Genomic DNA, 14686 nt, shown 5'->3' with positions numbered 1-14686 from the left:
AAATAGCGTAACGAAGGAACGCAATGAATATTTCCAAGTTTTTTGTGGACAGACCCATATTTGCGGGTGTTTTATCCATTCTTATTTTTATTGCCGGCTTACTGTCGATGTTTCAGCTGCCGATATCCGAATATCCTGAGGTATCGCCACCCTCAGTTGTCGTCAACGCTCAGTTTCCGGGTGCCAACCCTAAAGTCATTGCTGAGACGGTAGCCAGACCACTGGAAGAGCAGCTGAGTGGTGTAGAAAACATGATCTATATGTTTTCACAAGCTACCTCAGATGGTCGCATGACACTGACTGTGACTTTTAAAATAGGCACCGATCCGGATTTAGCTCAGCAGATGGTGCAAAATCGTGTCACGCAGGCAACACCTAGATTGCCAGAAGTGACTCGTCAACTTGGTGTGACGGTGGTTAAAAGCTCTCCAGATCTGACCATGGTTGTGCATTTAACCTCTCCTGATAAACGCTATGATGAGTTATATCTGCGTAACTATGCCGTTCTTCATGTTAAAGATGAGTTAGCCAAAGTTGAAGGCGTCGGACAAGTTCGTCTGTTCGGTTCAGGTGACTATGCCATGCGTATTTGGCTCAACCCTGAAAAAGTAGCCGAACGACAATTGACGGCGATGGATGTGGTCAACGCGATCAGAGAGCAAAATGTTCAGGTAGCTGCCGGTATTATCGGCGGCGCGCCGATGACCGAACCGGTTGATGTGCAATTACCGATCAATGCAAAAGGTCGTCTGGAATCACCTGAAGAGTTTGAAAACATCATTATCAGAGCTGGTAGTGATGGTCAGGTGACACGTCTGAAAGATGTGGCCAGAGTTGAATTACAAGCGGCTGAGTTCAGCTTGAACTCAATGTTAAATAATCAGCCTGCGGTAGCGATTCCTATCTTCCAGTCACCGGGTGCGAATGCCATCGAGATTTCCGACAATATTCGCAGCACCATGGCCAAGCTGAAAAAGAATTTCCCTGAGGGCGTCGATTACAGCGTGGTGTATGACCCGACCGTATTCGTTCGTGACTCCATTCATGCGGTCATTAAAACCTTACTGGAAGCGCTTGTCTTAGTCGTTATCGTCGTGGTCGTGTTCTTGCAAACATGGCGTGCCTCATTAATTCCATTATTAGCCGTGCCGGTTTCAATTATCGGTACCTTTGCGTTGATGCATGTGTTTGGCTTTTCCATCAATACCTTGTCCTTATTCGGTTTGGTGCTGGCCATTGGCATCGTGGTGGATGATGCGATTGTGGTCGTGGAAAACGTCGAACGTAATATTGAGAATGGTTTATCTCCGCTTGAAGCAAGTTACCAAGCCATGCGAGAGGTCAGTGGGCCTATCGTCGCGATTTCGTTAACGCTGGTTGCCGTGTTTGTACCTATCGCTTTTGTGAGTGGTTTAACCGGGCAGTTCTACCAACAATTTGCGTTGACGATTGCTATCTCTACAGTGATTTCAGCCGTTAACTCCTTGACCTTGAGTCCAGCATTATCGGCGCTGTTGTTGAAAGGGCATGATGCGCCTAAAGACAGACTCACCAGAATCATTGATTTTCTGTTTGGCTGGTTCTTTAACATCTTCAACAAGACGTTTAAGAAAGCATCAAATGGTTATTCTGGTTCAGTCGGTGGTTTGTTAAAACACAAAGTCATCATGTCTTTTGTGTACATCATCTTATTAGGGATGACGGTCTATGGTTTGAATATATTGCCAAAAGGCTTTGTACCAGCACAGGATAAACAATACCTGATCAGTTTTGCCCAGTTACCAGATGGTGCATCTCTAGCTCGGACACAGGACGTTATCAAAGAAATGGGGCGTATTGCACTGAATGAACCAGGTGTTCAGAGTGCTGTGCAGTTCCCGGGATTATCCGTCAACGGTTTCACTAATAGCCCAAGCGCGGGGATTGTGTTTGTTACTTTGGATTCATTTGATAAACGTAAGTCACCTGACCTGTCTGCTGCGGCTATTGCAGGTCGTTTGCAAGCGAAATTTGCTCAGGTAGAAGAAGCCTTCATCGCCATTTTCCCGCCACCACCTGTACGTGGTTTGGGAACGACAGGTGGTTTTAAATTGCAGATTGAGGACCGCGCAGATCTGGGTTATGAAAAACTCGCTGAAGTAGTCTCTCAGGTACAAGGTCAGGCATGGCAGAGTCCAGCGCTTACCAGCGTTTACTCGAACTATAAAATTAATGTACCTCAGCTTTATGCTGATTTAGATCGGACAAAAGCCAAACAGCTTGGACTGAACATCAAAGATATTTTTGACACCATGCAGATTTATCTCGGTTCACTCTATATCAATGATTTCAATCAGTTTGGTCGTACCTATCAGGTGATTGCTCAGGCGGATTCTGATTATCGTAATGCACCGGATGATGCGTTGAATCTAAAAGTACGGAATAGCAATGGCGATATGGTGCCATTAGGCAGCGTATTACAAATGCAAGAAAGCTATGGTCCGGAAAGTGCGGCTCACTATAATGGTTATCTGGCGGCTGACTTGAATGGTAATGCCGCACCGGGTTACTCAAGTGGCCAGGCCCAAGATGCGATTAGTGAGATCCTGGAAAAAACCTTGCCTTCGGGAATGGAATTTGAATGGACTGATTTAACCTATCAACAAGTGATTAGTGGGAATACTGCGTTATTCATTTTCCCTTTATGTTTGTTATTGGTTTTCTTAGTGTTAGCTGCACAATATGAAAGTCTTATCTTGCCGCTGGTGGTGATTACCATTGTGCCGCTATCGATTCTGGCAGCAGTGACGGGTGTATGGTTAACCGATGGCGATAGCAATATCTTCACGCAGATAAGTTTCTTTGTGCTGGCGGGACTGGCCAGTAAAAATGCCATTTTGATTGTTGAGTTCGCTCGCGAGCTTGAGATTGATGGCATGGAAACAGTAAAAGCGGCAATCAAAGCCAGTCGTATGCGTTTAAGACCGATTTTGATGACATCCTTTGCGTTCATTATGGGGGTTGTACCGATGGTGCTATCGACCGGTGCAGGTTCAGAAATGCGTAATGATATTGGTGTCACCGTTTTCTCAGGCATGCTCGGGGTCACATTCTTCGGCTTGTTCTTTACCCCAGTTTTCTATGTGATGTTACGGAAGCTGGAAGGTAATCGCCGTTACCATAGTCACAATCATGTGGTAATGAAATAAAGCCCGGCTTTATCAGCGACGGGCGGTAATCGTCCGCCCGTCTGCTGTTTTCAAAATCAAAGCGCCGTTTATGCTGATATCCAGCGATTCTACATCCGTCAGTATCGACAAAAATAATTTTTCCTGATTCATAATAGCCACCGGACACACTTTTTGTGTGGTAATCGCTGAAGCGATATCCAGTCGTTCATTAAATTCATAAGCCGTACTGTACTGGTTACATGAAGTAAATCCTGATAAACGCCCCTGATCATCAAAGGTCATGGTCAGGCGTGAAAAATCAATCACACCTTGTTGATTTAAGTCCTGAACTATCCATTCCTGACCTACGAGTAAATCACGACTATGGCCCCCGCAGCCCTGAAAATCGAGATTGTCCAATCGCACGCTAACCTGATAAGGGTAGGGTAATCCCGACATATCATCACGGCATAAAGTAGCTAAGGTTTCTACTTTGATATAGCGGGTGTCAGAGTAGGCTTTGAGTTCAAAACCGGTGTGGTAAATATTCAGTTCTGTCTCAGCTAGCACGCTCTGTTTCTGTCCTTTATCCCACGTCATAATCACCTGGTCATACGTTGCAGAAAGCGACCATTCTGGCTCGTGGCCTTGAGCCCGGAAAGGCAGTTGTTCCAGTTGATCCTGATTAACAGCAGTACAATGACTCCAACTCATATCAGCAATGGTCAGAATCCCCTGATGACCTTTACTCCAGAAACTGACTAATTTATCTTTAGACTGATATTTGGCACCGGAAGCGGTTGGCACCTGAAATAGCATATACAAATCATCGTTCATCTTGAGCTGCATAGACTCATTTTTGATGACGGTTCTGATCTGTTGTTCACCACATTGAAACAGTACCGTGTGACTATTATCATTCTCAGGCTGTTGAAATTTCACCAGATTAAGTAGGCCGAGCGAAACTTTATCGGTATCTGTAGGAACCAGATTCAGTTCATCGGTGGTCCAGAGTAATTCCCCACTTTTATCCTGAATAGAGGCACGCAGTGCATAATTTTCATCTTTATTCAGCTGATCTTTAAACACCTGTAGCTGAAAATCGATGGGCACTTGACGGTTGCCAAGGGATATCGTTTTTTCGGCAATGATTTCGCCATTTTTTTGTGCGCTGGTGATATTTTCCAGTTTAATAATGAGTTGGGAATTTTTGGGGAGTGCAATACGTTCGCGATAACTGATCTGACCACTGATATTCAGTTGTTGTTGCTTGAGTGTCCGTTGCGCCGAGTCAGAATCACATGCAGCCACCGTCAGGCTGATTAACACAAATATGAAGAAACGGTACAAGGGCATAACATGTCATCCTGAATATAAGTCCTGAGTATGCATCATAATGTGAATCAGCACTGTCTTGCCACCACTGATAGTCGTCATCCATGACGCTCTGTTATGTCAGACTTTGAACTGAGTAATCAGTTTTTGCAAGTCTGCTGCCAGTCCAGCAAGGCCCTGACTGGTTTCCGTTGTTTGTGATGTGCTTTCAGCATTTTCTTCGGCTACTTGTGCAATGTGATTTACATTACGGTTAATGTCTTCAGCCACGGCACTTTGTTCTTCGGCGGCACTGGCAATATGTGTGTTCATATCCATAATCGATCTGACACGTTCTGAAATCATACTGAGACTTTCGCCAGCTGCGCCAACTTTAGTCACGGTGGCTTCTACATATTCTTTGCCTTTCATTGTAGCTGTCACACATTGATTGGCTTCATTTTGCAAACGCTCGATAATCGTTTTAATTTCTTCTGTTGACTCTTTGCTGCGTTGTGCCAATGTTCTGACTTCATCTGCGACAACAGCAAAACCTCGACCAGACTCGCCAGCACGTGCCGCTTCAATCGCTGCATTTAATGCTAGTAAGTTGGTTTGTTCGGCAATACTTTGGATGACGGTTAATACGGTGCCAATGTTTTCACTTTCTGCCTGCAGGTTTTTAATGGCATCTGCGTTACTTGAACTCTGAACAGCCAATTGTTTGATGGAATCAATGGTGTCTTTGACCAATAATTGTCCCTGACTGGTCTCGCTATCAGAACTTTTAGATAAACTCGCTGCTTCAGCCGCATAACGTGCGACTTCCTGCACAGTCGCGGTCATTTCATTCATGGCTGTAGCAACTTGCTCACTACTGCTTTGTTGGTTGATAACACCTTTTTTGGTTTGTTCAGCCACTACAGAGAGTTCCTCAGCTGCGGCACTGACGGTGAGAGCAGAGGTCATGACCTGTTGAATCAGCTTTTGAAATGAGGCCGTCATTAGGTTAAAGGAGTGTGCCATTTCGGCAATTTCATCTTTACCACTATCATCAACACGCAAGCTTAAATCGCGATTTTTTTCGACTTCTTGCATGGTTTCAGACAGCTTATGAAGTGGAATGATTATACTCTGGCTTAATAGCCTGATAAGCCATAAAATCAGTGCTGCCAGTGTCAATGCGATAACAAAAACAGTGATTTTTGCATTTTGTATCGCTTTAGGGATTTCATTACTGATATGTTGTTCAAGCGTATCAAGTTCACCTTCACTTCGATGGATCGTGCTACGTAACTCTCCCAGCAATCCTGATTCAGAATTCATCCCACGTGTTTCATAACCTTTCACTAAAGATAGAAAATCAGCACGATACTTTTCTATTTCATTGCCAATCTGTTTTTTCATATCCGTGGAAATATAACTGTCATCCAGGCGGCGATTAAAATCAGTATAGGATTCTTCAAATTTACTGACATATTTGATGTCTGAACGCAGCATAAAATCTTTTTCATGACGTCTCAGCATCAGCATGGCGGCAAGTAAAGTATCGTCATTAAATGTGTTGATGGTCTCCTCAACCTGATGCACTGTTTTTCGAAGGTTGCCATATAAACCATCGGTAGGGGTTAATCCTATGGTTTGTTCAACGGCTGCAATTTCATCAAATTTTGTGCCGTATTCAATCAGCACATCATGAAGTGCGTTGAGTGATTCGTGTGACTGATCAAGCTGCTCCAGTGACTGAGAAAGTTGTTCAAGATTACTGAGAAAAATCTGTTGTGTTTGATGAAACTCATCTTGATATTTCAAATCAAGTCGTTTGAGAAAGTCTTTTTCATGTCGACGTAACATCAACATATTCGTTTCTAACTTAACAGCTTGATGAGCGGCATTTTCTAAGTGAATAATTTTGGATAGGAATATCTGCCCGAGAATAATCATCACTAATATTGTCACACCGACCAATACTGACAAAATGAAGAGTTTCTTTTTCACAGTGAGTTGATTAAGCATGCGGTTTTCCTTAAAAAAACATGAAGTTGTCATGTTGATTGATAATACTATTCACCTTAGCGGACAGGCGCTTACTTTCCTTAGCTTTTTTCACTGTTTTTTTGGATGATTTTTTTCTGAACTCCGGAGAGTTGCCAATGGGGCAATGCCCACTGCCATAAAGTTGAAACCGGCATCGCTGAAGACAGAGCTGTTACATCAAGCCCCAAAAAACATAGGGCGTTAATTAACTGTGCAGTTGCCTCCTTGTCTTTGATTGCTGGTGCAGCGGTTTGTTTACTCAGCTTTTCACCTTGAGCATTTTTTACTAGAGGAATATGGGTATAGCTTGGTGTCGAAACACCTAGTTGCTGCTGCAGATAAATCTGGCGACTGGTCGAATTTAATAAATCTGCACCTCGAACAACATGACTGATACCTTGCTCGGCATCATCCACTACCACGGCTAACTGATAGGCAAAGAGCCCGTCAGCGCGTTTTAATATAAAGTCACCAAAATCATTCTTTAGATGATGCTGGAAGTTACCATAGACCCGATCACTAAAAACCAGTCTGTCGCTATCTACTCGGAGTCGCCAGGCTATCTGTTGCCGGTCTGATGACAGACCATGTCTACATGAGCCTGGGTAGATAGGACCTTCTATTCCTGCATGGGCAATGTCGGCAATTTCGCGGCGGCTACAATTACAGGGATAGACACGTTGTTTATCAATGAGTTGGTCAAGATAAGATTGATATAAGTCACTACGTTGGCTTTGATAAACAACCTCTCCATCCCATTCAAAGCCATAACTTTCCAGCGTACGTAATATCTCATCTGCTGCGCCAGGCATTTCTCTGGGTTTATCCAGATCCTCCATTCGCAATAGCCATTTGCCTGACTGGGTTTTAGCCTCAAGATAGCTGGCAACAGCAGTGACCAGTGAACCAAAGTGTAGTGGTCCAGTGGGAGAGGGGGCATATCGCCCGATATAATCGGTCATCGTAGAATCTTATTGTTCGTTAACCACTATTTTTGCCACTCAGACTCAGGAATACGCTGCAGGTGAATATGCGAGGCTAAACGTAAAGTGGGCCGTAATAAAAACTGAAAACTACCAATAATGAAAAGCCATACTGCGGTATTTTCGTACTCGGGATACAGAAAGAGAATACTGCCGATCAAAAACCAGATAGCAATCAGAAAATCATTGAGAATACTGACCACTTCATAGCGTCGACGAATCTGTAATTGTTCGTGGCCTATAGTGAAGGTAATCGGATTATCGAGTTTTGTTGACTCAGACATTGGCACCTCAGATAAAGACGGTTTTTCAAAGAAAAGTAATCGCTGATCGAGTTATAAACCGAATCATTAAATGAAAATTACCTTATCTCTGCAAGTTCATGCTGCCTCAAAAATACTGTTCAAAGTAGGGCCAGGCTAAAGAGAGTAGCCAAACAGCCAGCAAACACCAAATGATGATAATACCCCACACGATCCATCGGTTACGCGGCAGTTGAATAGAACGATGTTGTGCTTTTTCCTGACAATCGAGCCAGATGGCAGAAGGTATTAAACGAATAGCCAGCCAGCAGCCAAGAGGTAAAAGCAGAAGTTCATCCAACCAGCCCAAGACGGGAATAAAGTCGGGAATCAGGTCAATCGGGCTGACGGCATAAGCGATGACAAGACTAATAATGATTTTACTTAGCAACGGTACATCAGGACGCTGATAGGCGATATACAATGCGGTAATTTGGGTTTTTAATGCAGTTGCCCATTTTCTGAGCTGTTCGATGATTTTCATCCTTAAAGCTATCGACTCAGGGTAAGTTAAAAGCAGCGATAAGTGGCGCGTGATCGGATAATTGGTTCCATGCCGAATGAGGTGGTCTGCCACATAAGGTCGGCTCCATGCCCCGATAATAAATACGATCCATTTTCAACATTGGCATCCATGAGGGCCAGGTTCGCGCATAGCGATTATGCAGGGTACGGTAAGCTTCTTTTAAATCAAGACGCTGTGCAAGACGTTTTTCAGCCTGACCAGTCCAGTCATTAAAATCACCGGCGACAATGAGTGGTGCGCTATCCGGTACATGCGCCTGTATACGATCACATAACAAGCCAAATTGCTTGCGACGTTCTATACCGGTTAAACCCAGGTGAATACAAATGATATGCAAAATCTCATCTGACCAGGGCAATTGAATTTCGCCATGTAACAGACTACGGCTGGCCCAACTGAATGGAGAGACATTGATATTTTCCCAGCTGACAAGTGGATATTTGCTGAGAATAGCATTGCCATGGTGGCCGACTTCATAAATGGCATTCTTGCCGTAAGCATGATGAGGCCAAACATCTTTTGCCAAAAACTCAGAGTGTAAACCTTCCGGCCAAGCGTCATGAGTTAAACCATGTTTACTGTGCTCGCCCTGAATCTCCTGCAGCAGCATGATATCGGCATTGGTTTCCACCAAGGCATCTCGGATCGGATGCAACGTGAATTGGCGGTTACTGGTGTTAAAGCCTTTATGCAAATTGTAGGTTAGAATGCGGAGCTGGTTTTTTGACATGTATGAAGAATCCAATGTACTTGTGTCAACCGAGCACTATCCGGCTTTAGAAAATTATTCACTATTATGGTTGGCTGGGAAGAAAAATCCAAGTCACAGATATTCTTCATTTGCTCTTGATTTTAAAAAAGCCGACCCCATCTGCTTCCCACGTCCAAACAAATAGCCATACGGAGGCATTTTTTCAATGAGTGTTGATGCACATAAGGAAACGCTAGGTTTTCAAACTGAAGTCAAACAACTATTGAATCTGATGATTCACTCTTTGTACTCCAATAAAGAGATCTTTTTACGCGAATTAGTTTCAAACGCGGCCGATGCAGCTGATAAATTGCGTTTTGAAGCGTTATCAGACGATGCACTTTATGAAGATGATGCGGAATTAAAAATTCGTGTCGAGTTTGATAAAGATAAAAATACCGTCACTATCAGTGATAACGGTATTGGTATGACGCGTGAAGAAGTGATTGAAAATATCGGCACCATTGCTCGCAGTGGTACTCGTAAGTTTTTTGAAAAGCTCACAGGCGATCAAAGTAAAGATTCACAATTAATTGGTCAGTTCGGTGTCGGTTTCTATTCTGCCTTTATCGTGGCTGACAAAGTCACATTACGAACACGCCGTGCTGGTCTGACGGCTGAGCATGGTGTGCAATGGGAATCTGCCGGTGAAGGTGAGTTCACCATTGAAACCATCGAAAAACCACAACGCGGTACAGAAATCGTGCTACATCTTCGTGAAGGTGAAGAAGAGTTCGCTAACGGCTGGCGTCTGCGTAATATCATCACCAAGTACTCAGACCACATCAACCTGCCGATTGTGATGGCAAAAGAGCCATTACCGAACCAAGATGGCGAAATTGATGAAGCCGATAAAGGTGATGAAACCATCAACAAAGCGACAGCCTTATGGTCTCTGTCGAAAAATGACATCACCGACGATCAGTACAAAGAATTCTATAAACAAATCGCTCACGACTATCAGGACCCCATGCTGTGGAGTCATAACAAAGTCGAAGGCAATATCGAATACACCTCACTGCTCTACATTCCATCAAAAGCCCCATTTGACTTATGGGATCGTGACCGCATGCACGGCATCAAGCTGTATGTAAAACGCGTCTTTATCATGGAAGACAGCGAACAATTGATGCCACGTTACCTGCGCTTTATTCGTGGTGTGGTGGATACTAACGACTTGCCATTGAATGTGTCACGTGAAATTCTGCAAAGCAGTAAAACCATCGATACCATCCGTGCTGCGTCAGTGAAAAAAGTCCTGAGCGAATTGAGCAAACTGGCGAAAAACGAACCGGAGCAATATGCTGAGTTCTGGAAAGAATTTGGTCAGGTGTTAAAAGAAGGTCCGGGCGAAGACTTTGCTAATAAAGAAACATTGGCGAAATTGTTCCGCTTTGCCACTACCGAATCTGGCTCGTCAGACCAAACGGTTTCTCTGGAAGACTACGTCAGCCGGATGAAAGACAAGCAAGAGAAGATTTACTACATCACTGCAGAAAGCTACGCGGCAGCGAAAAACAGCCCGCATCTGGAAGTTTTCCGTAAGAAAGGGATTGAAGTCTTATTGCTGACAGATCGTGTGGATGAATGGTTAGTGAATTCGCTGACGGAGTTTGATGATAAACACCTGCAATCAGTCGCTAAAGGTGACCTGGACTTAGGTGAGCTGGAAGACGAAGAAGAGAAAAAAGCGCACGAAGAAACCGATAAAAACTTCGAAGACTTAGTGGAAAGAGTGAAAAAATCACTGGAAGACAAAGTCAAAGATGTACGTATCACGCATCGTTTAACAGACTCTCCAGCCTGTTTAGTCGCAGATAACTACGATATGAGTATGAATCTCGAACGTATGTTAAAAGCAGCCGGTCAGGATGTGGCAGGGACTAAACCGATTATGGAGCTGAACCCTGAGCATCCGATGGTCGTGAAACTGAAAGATGAATCCGATGAAAGTCGCTTTACCGACTGGACATCGATTCTGTTTGACCAGGCATTATTGGCAGAAGGTGGGCAACTGGAAGATCCAGCCACCTATGTCAAACGTATCAACGAGATTTTGTTGAAGATTGCTTAGTTAAACACCGCAGATGCGATAGAATAGCCGGGCAAACATTTGTCCGGCTTTTTTATTGGATGAGCGAAATGTCATTATTTCGTTTTAGCCATTTGTCGTATGACACCCATTCCCAAACTTAAAGAAATAGGTATCACAGCAGTGAAATCAGATTGTTTACAACGTTTTATTTTTGACAATGCAGCGATTCGCGGTGAGTGGGTCAACTTGCAGGAAAGTTGGCAGGAAGTGTTAAATCGCCGTGACTACCCTCAAGCCTTACGCAATGTCTTAGGTGAAATGATGGGGGCGGCAGCACTGTTAGCCGCCACAGTCAAAATCACTGGCCGACTGGTATTACAAGTGCGTTCTGAAGGCCCTGTTTCATTGATGATGGTGGAATGCACCAGTAAAGATACCTTACGTGCACTCGCTCAGTGGGATGGGGAGATCGCCGACGATGCCAGCCTGACTGATATGATGGGTGGCGGTACCTTAGCAATTACCATTGAGCAGGAAGGAGCCAAACAACCTTATCAGGGCGTAGTCAGTCTGCAAGGAGTTAACTTAGCTGAAACCCTGGAAAACTACTTCGAAAACTCCGAGCAATTAGCCACTAAAATCTGGCTGTCAGCGAATGAACATAATGTCGCAGGCTTATTCTTGCAGCAGCTACCCAGCGAAGAAAATCAACGTGAAGATGCTCAGGAAGACTGGTTCCGTATCAGCCAACTGGCAAGCACGATTACCGATGAAGAATTGCTGACATTAGAGTCAGAAACTTTGTTACACAGACTGTTTCATGAAGAGCAGGTCAGATTATTCGAACCAACTGATTTACGTTTTTCCTGCACCTGCTCACGTCAGCGCGTAGAAGAAACCATTGCCATGTTAGGGCAGGAAGAGGCCGATGATATTATCGCTACCGAAGGTGAGATCGAAGTCGCCTGTGAATTCTGTAATCAACACTACACCTTTGATAAAGTCGATGTCGCCAAGTTGTTTAATGACACCATCGCTTCAGCAAGTGATCCAAATACGTTGCATTAAGAGAAACCAATCATTTGATGATGAAAAAGGGGGAGTTAGCGGGTGCTGATTCCCTTTTTTATTGAGCCAAGATTGAGCAAAAATGTACCGTCGTTATGCATTATGGTTAGATAAAAAATCTCATAAAAAGACTTGAAATTTGTAGAGCTCACCCTTATTAAACATAGCGTGAGAGGCCGCCCATAAAGGGGCACTCACCATTGATTGTTTTTGTTTTATATTGCTTCTAACGGAGGATATACCATGAATGCAATTGATCTAACCCCTCTTTATCGTAGTAGTGTTGGCTTTGATCGTTTGGGATCACTGATTAACCATGCACTCACTGCAGACTCCACTTCCAGTGGATACCCTCCCTACAATATCGAGCTTATTGAGGACAACCGCTATGCCATCACACTAGCCGTTGCCGGCTTTACCCAAGAGGAGCTTGATATTCAGGTTGAAAATGGTGTGCTGACTGTAAGAGGTGAAAAAGCGGCTAAAGAAGAGCGTAAATACCTCCATCAAGGTATTGCTTATCGTTCATTTGAACGTAAGTTCAACCTTGCTGATTACGTCGAAGTGACTGGCGCTGATCTTTCCAACGGCTTACTGACTATCAGCCTTGTGAAAGAAATTCCTGAAGCGATGAAGCCTAAATCGATTCCGATTAATCAAACGGTTAACAAAGCTTTGGAACATGATGTGGAAGATAAAAAAGCCGACACTTCTAAAGCAGCCTAACTCATCCGGGGTGCGCGCAAGCGCACCCTTCTTTAAACTATAAGAGAATATGTTAATCTGTATAATGGTTTGATTTTTATAATAAAAACTATGGGGTATGTAGTATGTAGGTTGGGTAGAGGAACGAAACCCAACGAATAGTTTCTTTGTTTAAAACGACAAGCTGCCGCAAGGCGTTCATTTATTTTGCATGCCCAAAATAAACGAACCAAACAAAAGGGCACCCGATATTGCCTTTCATCCAAAAATTAACTTTGCTTGATGGCGTGGTCGATAACTCCCTTCGGTCAGACACTCGACCACTTAGTCCATCAATCAACCCTAATTTTTGGCGGCAATAGACGGGGGGTTAGGAGCTTTTCAAATTTCCGATTTGTGCTGATAAGTTCTCAACTTAATGCTAATGCTTTTTTTAGCGTCAGAAGTATTTTGTTTCTTGATTTCGACTTTCTATTTCCCCAGCGCCATCTCTATTTTTCCTCTAGTACCACATCAGGTTTCTATGTCGGTATTTTCTGGATGAAAGTTTTCACTACCGCGTGCCGAGAGAAAAGTACCAAATGCTTGCAAGCTGGGGATATGTTCGCAAAAGGTGCGAACAGCAACCAATAATGGCACTGCTACTAACATACCCACAATCGACCACAGCCAGGCCCATAATGCGACCGAGAGGAAAATCACGACGGGGTTCATTTCTAAACGCCGACCAACGAAATAAGGTGTGGCAATCTGCCCTTCAAAAATAGTTAAGATCAAATAAGTGAGGGCCGGAAGCAGTGCGGTACCGGTATGGTCAAAGGTAAGCAATCCCACGAGAGCCGCGATCACAACGCCGACAATAGCACCAAGGTAAGGCACAAAATTAAAGGCGAACGCTAACACTCCGAATAAGATGGCATTTGGCATGCCCAGTAGCCACATTGATACGCCAACCGTTATACCAAGCACAGCATTAATAAGGGTGATAGTGAATAAGTAATTCGACAACTTACGTTCAATGTCATAGCTAATTTTGATCGCGTTACGTTTATCTTTAAACGTCGGCATGATGTGTACTAGCTTTTCGTAAAACATATCACCTGAGGCCAGCAGAAAGAACAGCAACACTAAGGTAAATAGCACTTGCGCCAGAATTTCAGGCACCGAAGTGGCAAGTTTGACAAGCACGCCAGGTTCGCGTGGTGAGACCTTCTGTACTTGCTCTGTCTCGTTTTCCAGGGAGGCGATCTGCTCAATCTGTTTACCAGCATCAATGACTTCTTTCGCTGATTCGTTGGCACCACGTAATTTCTGTTCTATTTTATAACCGATGGTGGGTGCTTCTTTAATCCAACGCTGTACGGGATCGGCGAGCGTGCTTAAGCCCAAACCTATTAGCGTCATCAATCCGCATACAATAATAAAAGCGGAGACAGCTGGTGGTAGCCGTCGGCGCTCAAGGAAGCGTCGCACCGGACTAAATACCAGTGCCAATAACACACCAAGCGCTACCGGCACGAGAAAATCACGGGCGTGAGCAATACTGCCTAGTAATAGCAGTAAAAATATACCAACTATTGCCCAGTGCGACGTCGACTTAAATATGGTGGTAGCAGGCATATCGTTTGACAGTAACTCGGGGCTGGTATCTGCTGGCATGGCGTGGTTATTTTGTATATCGTCTAACATGTCAGCCTTGCCTCGGCTCGAAACCAATTGGGTCAGAGTGTTTGATATTTTTTCTGGACTTCATATGACTCTTTTCTGTTCAATATTTCTATTTTTAGTTGATATGTAGCATGCCAGACTTTTAAAT

11 protein-coding genes are annotated in these 14686 nt (G+C 44.0%); 4 read left to right on the top strand and 7 right to left on the bottom strand.

All coding sequences use genetic code 11. The annotated features are described in order from the left end of the window. Window positions 1-23: 23 nt before the first annotated feature. The gene (locus AC13DA_RS07630; protein ID WP_007146493.1) at window positions 24-3188 is read left to right on the top strand and encodes an efflux RND transporter permease subunit; all 3165 of its coding nucleotides are present in this window, start codon (window positions 24-26) and stop codon (window positions 3186-3188) included. A gap of 12 nt (window positions 3189-3200) precedes the next feature. On the opposite strand, the gene AC13DA_RS07625 is transcribed toward AC13DA_RS07630, so the two are convergent. The 6 genes from AC13DA_RS07625 to AC13DA_RS07600 form a co-directional block, all read right to left on the bottom strand. Continuing rightward, window positions 3201-4505: a YbaY family lipoprotein gene (locus tag AC13DA_RS07625; protein ID WP_284450695.1), complete on the bottom strand. Its 1305-nt coding sequence runs from the start codon at window positions 4503-4505 to the stop codon at window positions 3201-3203. Between the two features lie 99 nt (window positions 4506-4604). After that, a complete protein-coding gene (locus AC13DA_RS07620; RefSeq protein ID WP_284450696.1) occupies window positions 4605-6479 on the bottom strand; it encodes a methyl-accepting chemotaxis protein in 1875 nt (624 codons plus the stop codon). Between the two features lie 80 nt (window positions 6480-6559). Next, complete coding sequence (gene gluQRS / locus AC13DA_RS07615; RefSeq protein ID WP_284450697.1) at window positions 6560-7462, bottom strand: tRNA glutamyl-Q(34) synthetase GluQRS; 903 nt, start codon at window positions 7460-7462, stop codon at window positions 6560-6562. Window positions 7463-7488: 26 nt separating this feature from the next. Beyond that, window positions 7489-7767, bottom strand: a complete 279-nt coding sequence (locus AC13DA_RS07610) for a YrhK family protein (RefSeq protein WP_007146489.1) — start codon at window positions 7765-7767, stop codon at window positions 7489-7491. A gap of 106 nt (window positions 7768-7873) precedes the next feature. Next, complete coding sequence (locus tag AC13DA_RS07605; protein ID WP_284450698.1) at window positions 7874-8269, bottom strand: YkvA family protein; 396 nt, start codon at window positions 8267-8269, stop codon at window positions 7874-7876. 16 nt (window positions 8270-8285) lie between these two features. Beyond that, window positions 8286-9041, bottom strand: coding sequence for an endonuclease/exonuclease/phosphatase family protein (locus AC13DA_RS07600; protein WP_284450699.1), 756 nt, complete (start codon window positions 9039-9041; stop codon window positions 8286-8288). 187 nt (window positions 9042-9228) lie between these two features. On the opposite strand from AC13DA_RS07600, the gene htpG reads away from it, so the two are divergent. The 3 genes from htpG (at window position 9229) to AC13DA_RS07585 (ending at window position 12891) form a co-directional block, all read left to right on the top strand. Next, window positions 9229-11136 carry a molecular chaperone HtpG gene (gene htpG, locus AC13DA_RS07595; RefSeq protein WP_284450700.1) on the top strand — a complete coding sequence of 636 codons (1908 nt, stop codon included), beginning with the start codon at window positions 9229-9231 and terminating at the stop codon, window positions 11134-11136. A 141-nt stretch (window positions 11137-11277) separates the two neighbouring features. After that, window positions 11278-12165, top strand: a complete 888-nt coding sequence (gene hslO, locus AC13DA_RS07590; RefSeq protein ID WP_284450701.1) for an Hsp33 family molecular chaperone HslO — start codon at window positions 11278-11280, stop codon at window positions 12163-12165. Between the two features lie 243 nt (window positions 12166-12408). Beyond that, window positions 12409-12891, top strand: a complete 483-nt coding sequence (locus AC13DA_RS07585) for an Hsp20 family protein (RefSeq protein ID WP_348530027.1) — start codon at window positions 12409-12411, stop codon at window positions 12889-12891. A 492-nt stretch (window positions 12892-13383) separates the two neighbouring features. On the opposite strand, the gene AC13DA_RS07580 is transcribed toward AC13DA_RS07585, so the two are convergent. Further along, window positions 13384-14586, bottom strand: coding sequence for an AI-2E family transporter (locus AC13DA_RS07580; protein ID WP_482945860.1), 1203 nt, complete (start codon window positions 14584-14586; stop codon window positions 13384-13386). Window positions 14587-14686 lie beyond the last annotated feature (100 nt).

This window comes from Methylophaga sp. F-2 (genome assembly GCF_056859315.1).
Note: the sequence above shows the minus strand (reverse complement) of the source record. Positions and strands in the feature narration are given on the sequence as shown.

Coding starts and splice junctions, on each gene's coding strand:
- AC13DA_RS07630 (WP_007146493.1), top strand. CDS start 24: ATGAATATTTCCAAGTTTTTTGTGGACAGACCCATATTTGCGGGTGTT.
- AC13DA_RS07625 (WP_284450695.1), bottom strand. CDS start 4,505: ATGCCCTTGTACCGTTTCTTCATATTTGTGTTAATCAGCCTGACGGTG.
- AC13DA_RS07620 (WP_284450696.1), bottom strand. CDS start 6,479: ATGCTTAATCAACTCACTGTGAAAAAGAAACTCTTCATTTTGTCAGTA.
- gluQRS (WP_284450697.1), bottom strand. CDS start 7,462: ATGACCGATTATATCGGGCGATATGCCCCCTCTCCCACTGGACCACTA.
- AC13DA_RS07610 (WP_007146489.1), bottom strand. CDS start 7,767: ATGTCTGAGTCAACAAAACTCGATAATCCGATTACCTTCACTATAGGC.
- AC13DA_RS07605 (WP_284450698.1), bottom strand. CDS start 8,269: ATGAAAATCATCGAACAGCTCAGAAAATGGGCAACTGCATTAAAAACC.
- AC13DA_RS07600 (WP_284450699.1), bottom strand. CDS start 9,041: ATGTCAAAAAACCAGCTCCGCATTCTAACCTACAATTTGCATAAAGGC.
- htpG (WP_284450700.1), top strand. CDS start 9,229: ATGAGTGTTGATGCACATAAGGAAACGCTAGGTTTTCAAACTGAAGTC.
- AC13DA_RS07585 (WP_348530027.1), top strand. CDS start 12,409: ATGAATGCAATTGATCTAACCCCTCTTTATCGTAGTAGTGTTGGCTTT.